Source organism: Streptomyces sp. BBFR102 (genome assembly GCF_051397025.1).
Classification (GTDB): Bacteria; Actinomycetota; Actinomycetes; order Streptomycetales; family Streptomycetaceae; genus Streptomyces.
Window position 1 is genome coordinate 929,672 of record NZ_CP195757.1, and the last position, 16,255, is coordinate 945,926.

Below are 16,255 nucleotides of genomic sequence, written 5' to 3' on the forward strand. Positions count from 1 at the left end.
CTCCTTCTGGCCGGCCCGAGCCGGCTGCTCCGGCCCGGGTGCGGGGGCCTGCGCGGTCGGGTCACTGCAGGTTGCGGCCGTCGCCGCCGTCGTCATCGTCGTCCTCGTCGGGCAGCTTGACGTCGCTGACGGCGATGTTGACCTCGACGACCTCCAGGCCCGTCATCCGCTCGACCGCGTTCACCACGTTCTCCCGCACCGAGCGGGCCACGTCGGCGATCGACACGCCGTAGTCGACGACGATCTCCAGGTCGAGGGCGGTCTGCACCTCGCCGACCTCGGCGCTGACGCCGCGGGAGACGGACTTGCCGCCGACGGGCACCTTGTCGCGCATGGCGCCGAGGGTCCGGGAGATCCCGCTGCCCATGGCGTGCACGCCGTCGACGTCCCGGGCGGCGAGGCCCGCGATCTTCTCCACCACGCCGTCGGCGATGGTGGTCTTCCCCCGGGTGCCCGGGCCGCCGTGGCCCCGGCGGCCTCCCAGCTCCCCCTGGCCCTCGCGCTGTGTGGGCTCGGTCATCGCGGCACTTCCCTTCCGCACGGTGATCCACTCGTGGCGCCCACGTTATGCCGGGTTGCCCCGGTTCGCGCCTTGGATACGGCAGTCTGGGTCCATGAGTACGGACGGGTGGACCGAAGCGGTACGGCATCAACTGGGACTCGGCAGGCTGTTGCCGATGGGAGGGGCCGATGACGGTGCGTGGTTGACGGAGGCGGCGGCGCGCTCGGTGCTCCGCCGTTCGGCGGACGCGGTGCCCGGAGTGCGGCTGGGGACGCTGCGGGTCGGCCCCGTGGACGGCGCGCCGACCGAGGAGCCGGGGGTGCCGCCACCGCCGAGCGCGCTGTGGCCGGGTCCGCTGCGGATCGGCGCGGAGTTCGCGGCGACCCGCCTGGAGCCCTTCCCGGCCCTGGCCGACCGGCTCCGCGCGGCACTCGCCGACGCGGCCGCCGACCGCCTGGGCCTGCGCGTCACCGAGGTGGACCTGCGAATCACCGGGGTCGACCAGCCCGACGAGCCGCCCGAGCAGCCCTCCCCCGCCGCCGACCCCTCCGACGCTCCTGCCGAGGACCGGCCCGCGGGCGAGGACACCCCTGAGCACCGGGCCGCCTCGACCGCCCTCGCGGTCCCCGGAGTGGCCCGCCTCGGCGGCGCGTTCGGCGGCCGCACCGGCGCGGTACGCATGGACCACCCGGCCCCCGGCCGCCCTGCCCACGTCCGCCTCGAACTCGTGGTCTCCCCCGGCCACCGCCCCCTGGAGGTGGCCCGGGCGGTCCGCCACGCGGTCACCGAGGCACTGCCGGACCGGCCTTCGGTGGCGGTGCTGGTGACCGCCTTGGACTGAAGGGCACGCGGCGCCGCGGGCCTTCGGCGGCACCCGGCGCCGCGTGCGGGGAGTGCGGAGCGCCCCGTCTCCGCCGCGAAGCGGCCCTACGCACTGCCCGCCGCGCTCGTACGCCTCGTGGACCACGCCCTGGCGCCCGCGCCGGTCCTGACGGCGGGCCAGGACACCCGATGTGCTCCGGCCCACCCCGCCAGAGGTCGACTCGCGGGCTCTCACACTCCGTTGGGCTTCCCCGGCCTCGTTCGAAGGAGCCTGGCGGGGCGGGGCGGTGTCAGTCGCCCTGGCCCACCAGGTCGCGCAGGCGGCGGCCCTGGGCGGCGCGCTCGGCGGCGCGCTGTTCGTCGAGGCCGCGGCCGACGGCGCCCTGGAGCAGTGCCTTGGTCTCCACGACGGCGTCACGGGGAGCCGCGAGCAGGGCGGCGGCCAGGTCGGCGACGGCGGCGTCGAGCTGACCGGCGGGGACGACGAGGTTGGCGAGGCCGGTGCGCTCCGCCTCCTCGGCGTGGACGAAGCGGCCGGTGGCGCAGATCTCCAGGGCGCGGGCGTAGCCGACCAGGTGGACCAGCGGCTGGGTGCCGGTCAGGTCGGGCACCAGACCGAGGCTGGTCTCACGCATGGCGAACTGCACGTCCTCGGCGACCACCCGCAGGTCGCAGGCGAGCGCCAGCTGGAACCCGGCGCCGATCGCGTGGCCCTGCACGGCGGCGATGGTGATCAGGTCGCTCCGCCGCCACCAGGTGAACGCCTCCTGGTACGAGGCGATGATGGCGTCCATCTCCTCGGCCGGGCCCTTGCCCATGTCGATGAAGGACGGCTCGCCCTCGAACCCCTCCGGCGTGAACGCCTGCCGGTCCAGCCCGGCGGAGAAGGACTTGCCCTCGCCCCGGACCACGGCGATCCGCACGGAGCCGGGCAGCAGGCGGCCGGCCTCGGCGAGGCTGCGCCACAGTGCCGGGCTCTGCGCGTTGCGCTTCGCCGGGTTGGTCAGCGTCACCGTGGCGGTCGCCCCGTCCACGGTGAGGCGGACGCCGTCCTGGTCGAGCAGCGGGGTTGCGGGGTCGGTCGCGGCCATGGCCTGCCTCCGTGCGGTCGGTGCGGGCGCGCGGTAGCGCCCGTAAGTGACTGCACAGTAACCACCCGGCCGACCGGAGGGCCGACCGGGTGGTACGCAAGCAGGTGATCACGCTGGCGGTCGCGGACCGAAGGGCCGCGCTCGTGGAGCAACGCCAGGGAAAGGCGCTGGTACTCGTACTGCCTGGTCCGTACGGAGCGGGGTCAGTCCGCCGAGGGCTTCTTGCCTCTGGTCGCGCCGCCACGTCCGCGCAGTGTGACACCGGATTCGCTGAGCATCCGGTGGACGAACCCGTAGGAACGTCCGGTTTCCTCCGCCAGCGCACGAATGCTCGCGCCGTCGTCGTACTTCCTCTTCAGGTCGGCGGCGAGCTTGTCGCGCGCCGCGCCGGTCACCCGGCTGCCCTTCTTCAGAGTCTCGGCCACCCGTGCCTCCTCATGCGAAGTGCGCTCTTGTCTCTCATGATCACCCCTCCCGGCCCTCCTGGCCACCCATTCGGCAAGGTCGGCCAGAGCGGGTTTTGCCAGGGAAATGGGCCATGGCCTGTGGAATCAAGCATTCCGCACGTTCCGCGCGTCTTGCCGCCGAACGGGTTGCCTCGGGAAGCGGCTGGTCAGCGTGGCGGACGGGCACAGGCCAAGCGGCACAAGGGATGCGGGGGTGGCACCGTGGCCCGCGAGGGCGCCTGTCGACGGCCGCGGAGCGCGGGGGTGAGAGACGCTCACGCAGATGACGGATCAGGACTGGGCCGAATGATCCATCCGGGGATGATCTCCACGCGCCCTTCCCGCGCATGGGGGGACGCGGCTCCCGCACCCGCGCGGGCCGCACGCCGGAGCCGCCCGCCCGGGCGGGGCGGACGGCTCGCGGAGGGGGCGGGCGCGGCGGGGCGGCCGGTGTCAGGCCAGGGTGACCAGGTCGAGGTAGTCGGCGCCCCAGAGGTCCTCGACCCCGTCGGGGAGCAGGATGATCCGCTCGGGCTGGAGCGCGTCGACGGCGCCCTCGTCGTGGGTGACGAGGACGACGGCGCCCTTGTACGTCTGGAGCGCGCCGAGGATCTCCTCGCGGCTGGCCGGGTCGAGGTTGTTGGTGGGCTCGTCCAGGAGGAGCACGTTGGCCGAGGAGACGACCAGGGTGGCCAGGGCCAGCCGGGTCTTCTCGCCGCCGGAGAGCACCCCGGCCGGCTTGTCGACGTCGTCGCCGGAGAAGAGGAACGAGCCGAGCGTCTTGCGGACCTCGACCAGGTCCAGGTCGGGCGCGGCCGAGCGCATGTTCTCCAGGACGGTGCGGGCGGGGTCGAGCGTCTCGTGCTCCTGGGCGTAGTAGCCGAGTTTCAGGCCGTGGCCCTCGACGACGCTGCCGGTGTCGGGCTTCTCGGTGCCTGCGAGCAGCCGCAGCAGTGTGGTCTTGCCGGCACCGTTGAGGCCGAGGATGACGACCCGGGAGCCCTTGTCGATGGCGAGGCTGACGTCGGTGAAGATCTCCAGCGAGCCGTACGACTTGGAGAGGCCCTCGGCGGTGAGCGGGGTCTTGCCGCAGGGGGCGGGCTCGGGGAAGCGCAGCTTGGCGACCTTGTCCCTGACCCGCTCGGCCTCCAGGCCGGAGAGCAGCCGCTCGGCGCGGCGGGCCATGTTCTGCGCGGCGACCGTCTTGGTGGCCTTGGCGCGCATCTTGTCGGCCTGCGCGTTGAGGGTGGCGGCCTTCTTCTCGGCGTTCTGCCGCTCGCGGCGGCGGCGCTTCTCGTCCGCCTCGCGCTGCTGCTGGTAGAGCTTCCAGCCCATGTTGTAGATGTCGATCTGGGCGCGGTTGGCGTCCAGGTAGAAGACCTTGTTGACGACCGTCTCGACCAGGTCGACGTCGTGGGAGATCACGATGAAGCCGCCGCGGTAGGTCCGCAGGTAGTCGCGGAGCCAGGCGATGGAGTCGGCGTCGAGGTGGTTGGTGGGCTCGTCCAGGAGCAGCACGTCGGCGTCGGAGAAGAGGATGCGGGCCAGTTCGATCCGGCGCCGCTGACCGCCCGAGAGGGTGTGCAGGGGCTGGCCGAGCACGCGGTCGGGGAGGTTGAGCGCGGCGGCGATGGTGGCGGCCTCGGCCTCGGCGGCGTACCCGCCCTTGGTGAGGAACTCCGTCTCCAGCCGCTCGTACTTGCGCATCGCCTTCTCGCGGGTGGCGCCCTGGCCGGTGGCCATCCGCTGCTCGTTCTCCCGCATCTTCTTGAGCAGGGTGTCGAGGCCGCGGGCGGAGAGGATGCGGTCGCGGGCGAGGACGTCGAGGTCGCCGGTGCGCGGGTCCTGCGGGAGGTAGCCGACCTCGCCGGAGGAGGTGATGGTGCCGGCGGCGGGCTGGCCCTGCCCCGCGAGGCACTTGGTGAGGGTGGTCTTCCCCGCGCCGTTGCGGCCGACGAGGCCGATGCGGTCGCCCTTGGCGATACGGAAGGTGGCGGACTCGATGAGGACGCGGGCGCCGGCGCGCAGCTCGACACCGGAGGCGGTGATCACGGACAGACTCCTGGGCAGGAATGGAACGGACGGCGGACTGATGTGAACGGTCGACGCCGTCTAATGCGTGCGGAGAATGGCCATACGGCGATTCTACCGGCGGCGGTCAACCGCTTTTCGCCCCGCCGCAGGCGCACCCCCCGGGGGCGCGGGGGCACGAACCGGCAGATACTCGGCACCGGGGCGCACCGGCGCCCCTCCCGCCGGTGAGCGGAATCACCCGCACCGGAACCTGAGACCGAGGAGTGACTGCCATGGCCGCCACGGCGAGCGGGCCCCCCACCGTCTTCCCGACGGTCCTGTACGCGGACGCGCGGGCGGCCGTCACGACCCTGACCGAGGCGTTCGGCTTCACCCCGGCGACCCTCCACGAGACGGACGACGGCCGCGTCGCCCACGCCGAGCTGTCGCTGGGCAACGGCGCCGTGATGATCGGCTCCAAGGGCACCGGCAGTGCCTACGACCGGGCGATGGCTCGGGGCGGGCCCGTCGGCGTCTACGTCGTGGTCGCCGACGTGGACGCCCACCACACGCGCGCCGCCGCCCACGACGGTGTCGAGATCCTCGTTCCCCCGGCCGACCGGGAGTACGGCTCCCGCGACTACATGGCGCGGGACGCCGAGGGCAACATCTGGAGCTTCGGTACGTACGGTCCCGAGCTGCCGGCCTGACGCGGCGGGCGGGGCCCGGCGGCGCACCGGGCCCCGGTGCGGGTCAGGCGCCGCCGGTGTGGACCTGGAACGCGGCCCGGCGCACGGCCTTGGCGAGCGCCGGGTCCGGGTGTGCGGCGGCCAGCGCCACCAGGACCTGGACGGTGCGGGGGTGGCCGACGGCGCGGACGTCGTCGAGCAGCGCGGGCACCGTCGGCTGCACGGCCGCCTCCAGGTGCCGTACGAGCAGCGGGGCCTCACCGTGGTCGGCGACGGCGGCGGCGGTGTCGACCCAGAGCCAGGTCGCCTCCTGGCGGCTGAGGACCAGCGGCGCGTCCTCGGGGTCGGTGCCGTCGTGCTCGGCGAGCCAGAGCAGGGCGTAGGGCCGCAGCAGGACGTCCTCGGCGGCGGCGCGCACCTCGGCCTCGGCGGGGGCGCCGACGACCCTGAGCGCCTCGAAGGCGAGGCTGCGCACCATGGCGTCCTCGCCCCGGGCCGCCTCCAGCAGCTCGGCGACGGCGCTGCCGACCGGGCGGGCGGCGAGCCAGGCGCGGTACTCGGAGCGGGCCGACTGCGGACGCAGCCGGGCGCAGCCGCGCAGCATCTCCTCGGCGGGCTGCTCGATGTTGCCCGCCGGACTCTGGGCGGCCACGCAGATCTGCTCCAGCCGCACCCACACCGCCCAACTGCCGAGCGGGGTCAGCGTGGCGTGGCCGCCGGCGTAGGTGAGCGCGCCGACGGCGGCGAGGCCGTGCAGGGCCCAGTCGAGCAGGGTGGCCAGCGGGACGCCCTCGGCCTCGGAGAGCGGTTCGCTCCGGGGGCCGTACGGGATCTCGCAGCGCTGGGTGCGGAGTTCCTCCACGCGCTGTTCGAGGAGGTCCAGGAGCTGGGTGACCGGGACGGGGCCGTCCGAGAGCTGGAGGAGGGTCAGTAGCTGCGGGACGGCCTCGATCACCTCGGCGCCCGCGGCGGGGGTCAGCTGGTCCGGGCCGGGGTGGACCAGCGACCAGGCGTCGAAGAGCGCCACCCAGCCGCGCAGCACGGCGGAGTCGTCCCGGTCCCAGGCGCGCAGGCGCCATCCGGGGCGGGCCACGCCGCCGTGCACCTCGACCAGTCCGGCGAGGCGGGCGGTGTCCCAGTCGGCGCGGACTTTGGCCGGGGTCAGCCCCAGCTCTCCCGCGGCCCGGGTGGCGGTCGCCCCGGAGAGCGTCCCCTCCCCGTCGGAGGGTGCGGCCGGCTGGGCGGCGGGGCCGCCGCGCGGCAGTGCCGCCTCGGCCCAACGGGCGACCCGGACGGCGTCGGCCAGGCCCTCCCTCGCCATGGTGGCGAGCCGGGCCCGGGGCGGTGTGCCCTCGGGCGGGCGGGGCGCGGGCCTCCGGGCCCGCCGTTCGTCGGCCGCGGCCGGGGCGGCGGCGAGGGGTCGTGGGCGGACGATTCGGAGCCTGGAGTCGCGCGGGATACGGGACGTCACGGGGGCAGTCTTCCGGGTGAAGTACGGAATTCCCAAACGGAAGCGGTGCCGGGACTGCTATGGGCACCTCGGAACGAAATGTTCCGGCCGCTTTGTCCCGACCCGGCCCGCCGGGTCGGGCGTGGCGGTCAGATCATGGGCTCGCCCTCGCGGCGGGCCTTCGCCCACTCGCGGAAGAACGCGCGGCTGATCACGTACAGCACGGCTGCCACGCCGACGGGCCACATCAGGACGTACACGGTCAGGGCGATGGTGGTCACGGTGCCTCCTCGACGGTCACTTGGGGCTGGCGGGGGTCTCGGGGGCGCGGTCGTCGGCCCCCGGACGGGGCGGCGGGACGGCGGCGGCGCCGGTCCTGCCCGCCGAGCCGTCGTCGAAGTCGCCGGTGCGCTGCGCGATGAGGGCGAAGTCGAAGCCGTCCGGCCGCCAGGCGGACAGCGCCCAGCAGAGCGTGGTGCTCACGGAGTACGCGACGAGCGAGCCGCAGAGCGTCGCGTACTCGTGGAGGGAGCCGATGGCGAACGGCGCGGTGGCGGCCATGGCCGCCACCGCGGCGATCCTGGCCGCCTTGAGGCCGAGGAAGCCGAAGACCATCAGGCCGAGGACGACACCGACGCCGACCACCGACACCACGTCCACGACGATGCCGAGGAAGCCGTCCAGGGGCAGCCAGCCGAAGCGGACCGGCAGGAACGCCGCGAGCGCCGCGAGCACCGAGACGGTGAACGCCTTGTTGGTGACCTTCTCCCAGTAGAAGCTGGCCAGCACCGGGAAGACGAGGGCGCCCCACAGCGCTCCGACGAAGACCAGCAGGTCGAGGATGCTCAGCTGGAGGCTGGCGAAGGCGACGGCCAACGCGGTGGCCACCACCATCGTGACGCGCCCGATGAGCAGCATCGTCCGGGGGTCGGCCTTCTTCTCGCCGGCCAGGTTCTGGCCGTAGACGTCGGCCATCATGATCGAGGAGAGGGCTGAGAGGTCGGAGTCGGCGGTGGAGGAGAGCGCGCCGACGATCATGATGAAGAAGAGCGCCAGCAGGACGGGCGGCAGGTAGGCGGCGGCCATCTCGGGGACGAGGTTGTTGAGGTCGCCGCCGGTCGGCTCGAAGCCCAGGTAGAGGGCGAGCACGCCGAGCATGCCGACACCGATGACCATGGCGCCGTAGCCGACGGTCGCGGTGACGAAGACCGGCTTGATCAGGGTCTGCCTCACGGCGAAGAGCCGCTGGGCGATGGTCTGGTTGCCGATGGCGTAGGCGAGGACGGCGGCGATGTAGGGGGCGCCCTGCTCCATGAACGCCTCGCTGGAGAAGAAGTCGCCCTGCTGGGGCGTCAGGTTCTGCGCCCCGGTCTCGAACGCGGCCGGGAATCCGGCCGCGAAGAAGATGAACGGGACGATCACCGCCACCGCGCCGAGCATCGCGACCACCTGCACGAAGTCGGTCAGCACGGAGGCCCGGAAACCGGACCACAGGGTGTACAGCAACACTCCGGCCGCCACGGCGAAGACGCCCTGGGTGAAGGTGAACGGGGAGAGCAGGGAGATCAGCACGCCGCCGGCGATGAAGTTGGACATCAGGCTGATCAGGCTGCCGACGATGTTGGACCCGGCGAGCATCAGCTGGCTGGAGCGGCCGTGCCGGGCGTACATCACCTCGGCGAGCGTGTGGGCCTTCGGGGCGACGGTGCGGATGCGCTTGCCGAACGGGTAGATGAACAGGATCATCAGGGCGCCCCAGAGCCCGTAGTGGATGGGGCCCGAGATGCCGTAGGTGTATCCGGACGTGGCGGAGGCGTACATCGAGGACGCCCAGATCCAGGTCGCGGTCATGCTGGCGGCGGAGACGCCGAACCCGATGTTGTTGCCGCCGGTCATGTACCCGTCGGCGTTCTCGTCCTTCTTGCCGATGCGGGTCGAGATCAGGAAGGTCCCTCCGTAGAACAGGACCAGCAATCCCACCACCACCACGGCGCTGAACCCGGCTGTTTCCAGTCCGTTCACACGCGCCACCTCCCTCGGTTCACGGAGCCGCGCGGCAGGGCGCGGCGCCGGCCGCTCCCCCCGAAGGGGCGGCCGCGGACGCGCCTCGCGCCGGATGCGCCGACGGGGCTCCTCCTTGGCTCTCCGGGCGGAGTCGTCGTCGCCGGAGACGTCCACGCAACGGGGCATCCTTTGTGCCCGCAAACGCCAGGGACCATAACAGCCCCGCCGGGCCGTGGCGATCCTCACCGCGCGCACCGAGGAGGCGGGCAACCGCCGTCCACAATGCCTCAGATGCGGGATGAGACCGGATTCACCGGGCCGTTTGTCCGGCCTTGTCGTGACCGGCCCGCCCACCCTTCGCGACGCGTTCACACATTGCACACGCAACGAGGGGTCGATTCGTTATGCGGTGGTGATCACCGGCGGGGCGCAGAGGCGCGGACTGTGCCGGGCTCAGAGCAGCGGGGTCAGGAAGCGGCGCAGGGCCTCGTCGTAGGTGGTGGGGTCGGCGTTCCACATGGCGGCGTGGGGGGCGTCCTGGACCGTGTGGAGGGTGACGAGGTCGGGGCGGCTGCGGGCGAGGGCCAGGGAGTAGTCGTAGGAGGCGATCTCGTCGCCGGGGCCGTGGGCGAGGAAGGTGGGGACGCGGATGCCCTCGGGGCCGCCGATGTGCGGGAGGCGGTCGTCGCTGAGGCCGGTGCGCCCCTCGGCGGCGCGCACCGCGAGGGGGAGGAAGGCGCCCGGGACGTGCTTGGCCGCGGCCAGGGCTCGGACCGCCTCCGCGCGGCCGAGGACCGGGGAGTCGAGGACGAGGCCGCCGATGCGGCCGCGCAGGGCGGAGCGGGCGGCGGCGAAGAGGGCCATCGTGGCGCCGGTGGACCAGCCGTAGAGGATGACGCGGGCGGCGCCGTTGGCGACGGCGAAGCGCAGGGCCGCGTCGACGTCGCGCCACTCGCTGTCGCCGAGGTGGCTGAGGCCGTCCGGGGGGCGCGGGGCGCCCCGGTCGCCGCGGTAGGCGAGGGAGAGCACCGGCAGGCCCAGGCGGTGCAGCTGCTCGGTGACGACCATGGGGTGCTCGATGGTGCCGGCCAGGCCGTGGACGGCCAGGACCCAGGTACGGCGGTCGCCGGGGACCACCCAGCCGGGCAGCACGCCCAGTTCGCCGGGGATCTCGACCTCGGCGTAGGAGAGGCCGAGGGCGGTGGCGGGGTCGCCGCCGTAGAGCTGGGGGGTGAGCCAGGCCCGGTCGCCGGTGTCGGGGGTGCCGTGGAAGACGCGCTCCAGGCGGCGGACGACGGTGTCGGCCGCCACCTCGCCGTCGGACCGGTCGAGCACCGGGCCGACGGCGGCGTGGAAGTCGCGGCCCACGAGGCCGTAGCGGCCCGGGCGCAGGGAGGCCAGGTCGCGGGTGAGGACGATCCGGCCGACCTCGGCACGGTGGATCGTCAGCTTCGGCTCGGTGGGCAGCCGGTGGCCTGGCGGGAGCCGCAGGGCGGCATCGCTGGCGTACCGGCCGGCCGCTACGGCGGCGGCCCCGGCTCCGACTGCGGCGGTGACGGCCAGTGCCGTCGTTCGGGCGATACGCACCGCTCCAGTCTGCGGGCACCCGGTGCCGCACGGCCAGCGGACGCGGCCCGGCGGGTGACGCGCGGGGCCGCGGTCACCCGCCCGGCTGGCCGTAGCCGCGCAGCCGCTCGGCCACCTCGGCGAGCTGCTCCTCGTCGAGGAGCGAGGGGGTGTGGCCGGGGACGGAGCGGGCGAGCAGCCAGACGCGGCACAGCCATTCGAGCTGGGCGGTGCGGTCCAGGGCCTGGGCGAGGGTGTCGCCGGTGGTGACGGTGCCGTGGTTGCGCAGCAGGCAGGCGGTGCGGTCCCGGAGGGCTTCGCGGAGGTGGCCGGCGAGTTCCTGGGTGCCGTAGAGCGCGTAGGGGGCGGTGCGGACGGGGCCGCCGAACGCTGCCGCCAGGTAGTGGACGGGCGGCAGCGTGTCGACGAGCGTGGAGACGGCGGTGGCGTGCGGGGCGTGGGTGTGGACGACGGCGCGGGCGGTGCCGGAGCGGTGCACGGTGAGGTGGAGGGGGAGTTCGCTGGTGGGTTCCAGGGTGCCGAGGACCTGGCGGCCGTCGAGGGTGACGGCGACGGCGTCCTCGGGGCCGAGCCGGTCGTAGGGGACGCCGGTGGGGGTGACGAGGACGAGGTCGTCCGTGGCGACGGCCGGGCGGTCGGGGGTGACGCGGACCGAGACGTTGCCGGAGGTGCCGACCACCAGTCCGTCGCGGGCGGTGGCCCGGGCCGTCTCCAGCAGGTCGTGCCAGGCACGGGCGACGGCCTGGTCCTCCAGCAGCCGCCAGGCGCGGCCGGGGTGCGCGACGTTCTTCTTCATGACGGGGCATCCTGCCACCGTCGGGGCGTGCGCCGGGCGGGCGTCTCATTCCGCTTCCGGCGCCCCGCACCCCTGTGTGGGGTGCGACCTGCCTCACATCGGGAGGCTGCGGAAACCGCGCGGGAGCCCGCGAGCCGGGCCCGGCGAGGGGGCTCGGGGCCGCTCTCCCAAGGGGTCGGGGCGGGTCCGGGCGCGGGGCGGCCGAGGGGACTCCGTTTCGGGTCACCACGTTGCCCGCCCCAGTTCATCTTCTGTTCACCCAACGCCCCTACGTTCGAGGAGCCAACGACGTCCCACAGAAGTCCGGGTAAATGGAACACATCACGCTTCTCCTCGGGATCGTGATCGTGACCGCTCTCGTGTTCGACTTCACGAACGGTTTCCACGACACAGCCAACGCGATGGCCACCACCATCTCGACCGGCGCGATGAGGCCCAAGGCGGCGGTGGCGATGTCCGCCGTCCTCAACCTCGTCGGCGCGTTCCTCTCCGTGGAGGTCGCCAAGACGATCTCCGGCGGACTCATCAACGAGGACGGCCTGAAGACGGAAGTCATCTTCGCCGCCCTCGTAGGCGCCATTCTGTGGAATCTTCTGACCTGGCTCGTCGGTCTGCCGTCGAGCTCCTCGCACGCGCTCTTCGGCGGACTCATCGGCGCCGCGGTGATGTCGGCGGGGTGGTCCTCCGTCAACGGCGGCACCGTGGTCACCAAGGTGCTGCTGCCCGCGCTCGCCGCGCCGATCGTCGCCGGCCTCGCCGCGATGCTCGCCACCCGCCTCACCTTCCGGATCAACCGGAACGTGGACGAGAAGTCCACCGCCAAGGGCTACCGCGCCGGGCAGATCGCCTCGGCCGGCCTGGTCTCGCTGGCGCACGGCACCAACGACGCCCAGAAGACGATGGGTGTCATCACCCTCGCCCTGGTCACCGGCGGTGTCCTCGCGCCCGGCTCCAACCCCCCGCTGTGGGTCATCGTCTCCGCCGGAATCGCCATCGCGCTCGGTACCTACCTGGGCGGCTGGCGCATCATCCGGACCATGGGCAAGGGCCTCACCGACCTCACGCCGCCGCAGGGCTTCGCCGCCCAGACCAGCGCCGCGACGGTCATCCTGGCCTCCTCCCACCTGGGCTTCTCCCTCTCCACCACCCAGTCGTGCTCCGGCGCGGTGATGGGCGCGGGCCTCGGCCGCAAGGGCGGCGTGGTCCGCTGGTCGACCGCCACCCGGATGTTCGTCGCCTGGGGCCTGACCCTGCCGGCCGCCGCCCTGGTCGGCGCGGCCGCCGAACTCCTCACCAAGCAGGGCGACTGGGGCGTCGCCGCCACCACGGTCCTCCTGGTCGGCGGGTCCTTCGCGATCTGGCTCCGCTCGCGCCGCTCCCCCGTCACCCACGACAACGTCAACGACGTCGAGCCGGTCCAGGACGGGCCGTCGGGCGTCGTCACCCAGGCCATGGCCTCCGTCGCCCCGCCGCCCACCGGCGCGGCCGCCGCCTCCGACGAGGCGGGTGCCCGGCCGCTGGGCGGCCAGGACGGCGGCGCACCGGCGGGCGGCTCCCCGCTCGCCTCGATCCCGGCCCAGCCGGGCTCCGCCACCGCCGAACCGGCTGCCCGGCCGGCCAAGGTCTGACCCGGCCCCGCGTACGTAAGGACACCTCACCATGCACATCGACTGGGCAGCCCTCGGCTCCGTCTTCGGCGTGAGCCTCGTGGTCACCGTCGCACTCGTCGGCTTCTTCACCCTCGGCATCGTGGGGCTCTCCAAGGGCGCCACCAGCACGCGGGACGGCGGGTCGGGGACCGCGGCGAAGGCCGGCGGCTACCTCTGCTTCGCGCTCTGCGCGGCGGCGGTCGCCTACGGGATCTCCATCATCGTGACCTGAGGGCCATCCCCCGCCAGGGAAGGGCGGGCCGGACGTACACCGTCCGGCCCGCCCTTCGCCGTACCCGGCTCCACACGCTCTTCGTCGCAGGTCAACGGCGAGTTGACGGGCGTTCCGGGGCCGTGGTGGACTGCTGGGGCCAAAACACGGAGGCAGCAGAGGAAGCCGGTGCGAATCCGGCGCGGTCCCGCCACTGTCACCGGGGAGCGGCATCTCCGCACGAGCGCCACGGTCCGCGAGGACGGGAAGGCCAGGGGGTGCCGCCGATCCGGAAGCCAGGAGACTCTCGCCCCCGGTCACGTCGAACCAGGGCGCGGACCCTGAGTGAGGACACACCGCCATGCGTGGCTGCCCGTCGCCGCCCCCTCCCCCGCTCCCCCGGTACGCCGAGCGCCGAACCGGCTGAGCCCCGTGGACCGGGCCGACCGCGTCTTCGCGTACGGCGCCACCGCCGGGCTGCTGGCCGACACCCTCTTCGCCGACCCCCGCCGGGGCCACCCCGTGGCCCTCTTCGGCCGGGCCGCCTCGGCGGTGGAGCGGCGCCTGTGGCACGACCACCGGGGCTGGGGCGCGCTGCACACCGCCCTGTGCGCCGGCGGCGCCACCGCCTGCGCCGCGCTGGCCGCCCGCGCGGTACGCCCTCACCCCCGCGCGGCCGTCGTCCTGACCGCCGCCGCGACCTGGGCGGTGCTCGGCGGGACCTCGCTGGTGCGCGAGGCGCGGGCGATCGGCGCCGCCCTGGAGGCCGGTGACGTGGCCGAGGCCCGGCGGCTGCTGCCCCGGCTCTGCGGGCGTGACCCCCAGGCGCTGGACGCCGGGGCGCTGGCCCGGGCCGTGGTGGAGTCGGTCGCCGAGAACACCTCGGACGCGGTGGTCGGCGCCCTGGTGTGGGGCGCGTTGGCGGGTGTGCCCGGCCTGGTCGGCTTCCGCGCCGTCAACACGCTGGACGCGATGGTCGGCCACAAGTCGCCCCGGCTGCGCCGGTTCGGCTGGGCCTCGGCGCGGCTCGACGACGCCGTCGGCCACCCGGGCGCCCGGCTGACGGCGGCCCTTGCCGTCCTCGCCGGGCCCGACCCGCGCGGCGCCGTGCGGGCCTGGCGCACCGACGCGCACCGCCACCCGAGCCCCAACGCGGGCCCGGTCGAGGCGGCGTTCGCCGGGGCGCTCGGCGTGCGGCTCGGCGGCACCCTCGCGTACGGCGGGCGGACCGAGCACCGGCCGGTACTGGGCGGGACGGGCCGCGCGGTGCGGCCCGGTGACATCGAGCGGGCCGCCCGGCTCTCCCGGCGGGTCGGCGCGCTGGCACTGGTGGCGGGGGCGGGTGCGCGGCTGGCCGCCGGAGCGATACGCGGGCGCGCACGGCGCGCGGCGACGGGAAAGGGACGGGCAGGGGCATGAGCGGCGGGCTGCTGATCGCGGGGACCACCTCGGACGCCGGGAAGAGCGTGCTGACGGCCGGCATCTGCCGGTGGCTGGCGCGGCGCGGGGTGAAGGTGGCGCCGTTCAAGGGGCAGAACATGTCCCTGAACTCCTTCGTCACACGGGAGGGCGCGGAGATCGGCCGGGCCCAGGCGATGCAGGCGCAGGCGGCCCGGGTGGAGCCGACGGCGCTGATGAACCCGGTGCTGCTCAAGCCCGGCGGCGACCGCTCCAGCCAGGTGGTGCTGCTCGGCAAGCCGGTCGGGGAGCTGAGCGCCCAGGGCTTCTTCGGCTCGGCACGCCCCGGGGAACCGGGCCGGGCGGTGTCGGGCGGCCGGCGGGAAGCGCTGCTGGAGCCGGTCCTGGACTGCCTGGCCCGGCTGCGGGCCACCCACGACGTGGTGGTCTGCGAGGGCGCGGGCAGCCCCGCCGAGATCAACCTGCGCCGTACCGACATCGTCAACATGGGCGTGGCCCGGGCGGCGGGACTGCCGGTGCTGGTGGTCGGCGACATCGACCGCGGCGGCGTCTTCGCCTCGTTCTTCGGCACCACGGCGCTGCTGGCCCCCGAGGACCAGGCGCTGGTCGCCGGGTACGTCGTCAACAAGTTCCGGGGGGACGTCGCCCTCCTGCGGCCCGGCGTCGAGATGCTGCGCTCCCTCACCGGACGGCACACCTACGGCGTCCTGCCGTACGTCGGCGGACTGGGCATCGACGAGGAGGACGGGCTGCGGTCCTCGCTGCGCGGGGCGGTCCGTGAGCCGGTGGTGGCGCCGCCGGTCGGCGAGGACGTACTGCGGGTCGCGGTCTGCGCGGTGCCGCTGATGTCGAACTTCACCGACGTGGACGCGCTGGCCGCCGAACCGGGCGTGGTGGTGCGGTTCGTGGACCGGGCCGAGGAGCTGGCCGACGCCGACCTGGTGGTCGTCCCCGGTACCCGGGGCACGGTCCGCGCGCTGGCCTGGCTGCGCGAGCGGGGTCTCGCGGACGCGCTGCTGCGGCGGGCCGCCGAGGGGCGTCCGGTGCTCGGCGTCTGCGGCGGCTACCAACTGCTCGGCGAACGGATCGAGGACGAGGTGGAGTCCCGGGCGGGCACCGTGGCCGGGCTCGGCGTGCTGCCGGTCCGGGTGCGGTTCGCGGCGGAGAAGACGCTGGCCAGGCCGAGCGGTTCGGCGCTGGGCGAGCCCGCCGAGGGGTACGAGATCCATCACGGCGTCGCCGAGGTGCTGGGCGGCGAGCCGGTCTTCACCGACGCCGGCGGGCGCGCTCTGGACGGCTGCCGGGTCGGCCCGGTGTGGGGCACCCACTGGCACGGCTCGCTGGAGAGCGACGGTTACCGCAGGGCGTTCCTCACCGAGGTGGCCCGGGCGGCGGGCCGCCGCTTCGTCCCCGCCCCCGACACCTCCTTCGGCCTGCTGCGCGAGGAGCAGCTCGACCGGCTCGGCGACCTGGTCGAGGAGCACGCCGACACCGAGGCCCTGCTGCGCCTCATCGAGCGGGGCGCCCCGCCCGGCCTGCCGTTCCTCCCGCCGGGTGCGCCGTGACGCGCCCGCCC

Annotated in this window: 15 protein-coding genes and 1 riboswitch; of the genes, 6 read left to right on the top strand and 9 right to left on the bottom strand. The window is 74.3% G+C overall.

What is annotated here, in order from left to right; all coding sequences use genetic code 11:
* Positions 1 to 61: 61 nt before the first annotated feature.
* Positions 62 to 520, bottom strand: coding sequence for an Asp23/Gls24 family envelope stress response protein (locus ACSLIC_RS04275; protein WP_436736329.1), 459 nt, complete (start codon positions 518 to 520; stop codon positions 62 to 64).
* Between the two features lie 208 nt (positions 521 to 728).
* On the opposite strand from ACSLIC_RS04275, the gene ACSLIC_RS04280 reads away from it, so the two are divergent.
* Positions 729 to 1,343, top strand: a complete 615-nt coding sequence (locus ACSLIC_RS04280; protein ID WP_436740266.1) for a nucleopolyhedrovirus P10 family protein — start codon at positions 729 to 731, stop codon at positions 1,341 to 1,343.
* A 271-nt stretch (positions 1,344 to 1,614) separates the two neighbouring features.
* Here ACSLIC_RS04280 and ACSLIC_RS04285 read toward each other — a convergent pair whose 3' ends face one another.
* The 3 genes from ACSLIC_RS04285 to ACSLIC_RS04295 form a co-directional block, all read right to left on the bottom strand.
* Positions 1,615 to 2,415, bottom strand: coding sequence for an enoyl-CoA hydratase/isomerase family protein (locus ACSLIC_RS04285; protein WP_436736330.1), 801 nt, complete (start codon positions 2,413 to 2,415; stop codon positions 1,615 to 1,617).
* Between the two features lie 203 nt (positions 2,416 to 2,618).
* Positions 2,619 to 2,840, bottom strand: a complete 222-nt coding sequence (locus tag ACSLIC_RS04290; protein ID WP_436736331.1) for a helix-turn-helix domain-containing protein — start codon at positions 2,838 to 2,840, stop codon at positions 2,619 to 2,621.
* 474 nt (positions 2,841 to 3,314) lie between these two features.
* A complete protein-coding gene (locus ACSLIC_RS04295) occupies positions 3,315 to 4,913 on the bottom strand; it encodes an ABC-F family ATP-binding cassette domain-containing protein (protein WP_436736332.1) in 1,599 nt (532 codons plus the stop codon).
* A gap of 254 nt (positions 4,914 to 5,167) precedes the next feature.
* Between ACSLIC_RS04295 and ACSLIC_RS04300 the strand changes: the two genes are divergently transcribed.
* Positions 5,168 to 5,584, top strand: coding sequence for a VOC family protein (locus tag ACSLIC_RS04300; protein WP_436736333.1), 417 nt, complete (start codon positions 5,168 to 5,170; stop codon positions 5,582 to 5,584).
* Between the two features lie 43 nt (positions 5,585 to 5,627).
* On the opposite strand, the gene ACSLIC_RS04305 is transcribed toward ACSLIC_RS04300, so the two are convergent.
* From ACSLIC_RS04305 to ACSLIC_RS04325, 5 genes are all read right to left on the bottom strand, one after another.
* Positions 5,628 to 7,034, bottom strand: a complete 1,407-nt coding sequence (locus tag ACSLIC_RS04305) for a hypothetical protein (protein ID WP_436736334.1) — start codon at positions 7,032 to 7,034, stop codon at positions 5,628 to 5,630.
* 128 nt (positions 7,035 to 7,162) lie between these two features.
* Positions 7,163 to 7,294 carry a putative transporter small subunit gene (locus tag ACSLIC_RS04310; RefSeq protein ID WP_436736335.1) on the bottom strand — a complete coding sequence of 44 codons (132 nt, stop codon included), beginning with the start codon at positions 7,292 to 7,294 and terminating at the stop codon, positions 7,163 to 7,165.
* A gap of 16 nt (positions 7,295 to 7,310) precedes the next feature.
* Positions 7,311 to 9,035 (bottom strand): sodium:solute symporter family protein, encoded by a 1,725-nt coding sequence (locus ACSLIC_RS04315; protein ID WP_436736336.1) that lies wholly within the window; start codon positions 9,033 to 9,035, stop codon positions 7,311 to 7,313.
* Positions 9,036 to 9,470: 435 nt separating this feature from the next.
* Complete coding sequence (locus tag ACSLIC_RS04320) at positions 9,471 to 10,604, bottom strand: alpha/beta hydrolase (protein WP_436736337.1); 1,134 nt, start codon at positions 10,602 to 10,604, stop codon at positions 9,471 to 9,473.
* A 73-nt stretch (positions 10,605 to 10,677) separates the two neighbouring features.
* On the bottom strand, positions 10,678 to 11,400 hold the full coding sequence (locus tag ACSLIC_RS04325; RefSeq protein WP_436736338.1) for a class II aldolase/adducin family protein: 723 nt from the start codon (positions 11,398 to 11,400) through the stop codon (positions 10,678 to 10,680).
* Between the two features lie 311 nt (positions 11,401 to 11,711).
* On the opposite strand from ACSLIC_RS04325, the gene ACSLIC_RS04330 reads away from it, so the two are divergent.
* The 4 genes from ACSLIC_RS04330 to ACSLIC_RS04345 all read left to right on the top strand — a co-directional run bounded on the left by ACSLIC_RS04330 (position 11,712) and on the right by ACSLIC_RS04345 (position 16,244).
* Complete coding sequence (locus tag ACSLIC_RS04330) at positions 11,712 to 13,028, top strand: anion permease (protein WP_436736339.1); 1,317 nt, start codon at positions 11,712 to 11,714, stop codon at positions 13,026 to 13,028.
* A 31-nt stretch (positions 13,029 to 13,059) separates the two neighbouring features.
* Complete coding sequence (locus ACSLIC_RS04335; protein WP_436736340.1) at positions 13,060 to 13,281, top strand: hypothetical protein; 222 nt, start codon at positions 13,060 to 13,062, stop codon at positions 13,279 to 13,281.
* Between the two features lie 159 nt (positions 13,282 to 13,440).
* Positions 13,441 to 13,566, top strand: a riboswitch (cobalamin riboswitch).
* Between the two features lie 126 nt (positions 13,567 to 13,692).
* Positions 13,693 to 14,679: a cobalamin biosynthesis protein gene (locus ACSLIC_RS04340; protein WP_436736341.1), complete on the top strand. Its 987-nt coding sequence runs from the start codon at positions 13,693 to 13,695 to the stop codon at positions 14,677 to 14,679.
* On the top strand, positions 14,676 to 16,244 hold the full coding sequence (locus ACSLIC_RS04345) for a cobyric acid synthase (RefSeq protein WP_436736342.1): 1,569 nt from the start codon (positions 14,676 to 14,678) through the stop codon (positions 16,242 to 16,244). Before ACSLIC_RS04340 ends, ACSLIC_RS04345 begins: the two co-directional genes overlap by 4 nt.
* The last annotated feature ends 11 nt before the right edge of the window (positions 16,245 to 16,255 follow it).

Coding starts and splice junctions, on each gene's coding strand:
- ACSLIC_RS04275 (WP_436736329.1), bottom strand. CDS start 520: ATGACCGAGCCCACACAGCGCGAGGGCCAGGGGGAGCTGGGAGGCCGC.
- ACSLIC_RS04285 (WP_436736330.1), bottom strand. CDS start 2,415: ATGGCCGCGACCGACCCCGCAACCCCGCTGCTCGACCAGGACGGCGTC.
- ACSLIC_RS04300 (WP_436736333.1), top strand. CDS start 5,168: ATGGCCGCCACGGCGAGCGGGCCCCCCACCGTCTTCCCGACGGTCCTG.
- ACSLIC_RS04325 (WP_436736338.1), bottom strand. CDS start 11,400: ATGAAGAAGAACGTCGCGCACCCCGGCCGCGCCTGGCGGCTGCTGGAG.
- ACSLIC_RS04330 (WP_436736339.1), top strand. CDS start 11,712: ATGGAACACATCACGCTTCTCCTCGGGATCGTGATCGTGACCGCTCTC.
- ACSLIC_RS04335 (WP_436736340.1), top strand. CDS start 13,060: ATGCACATCGACTGGGCAGCCCTCGGCTCCGTCTTCGGCGTGAGCCTC.
- ACSLIC_RS04345 (WP_436736342.1), top strand. CDS start 14,676: ATGAGCGGCGGGCTGCTGATCGCGGGGACCACCTCGGACGCCGGGAAG.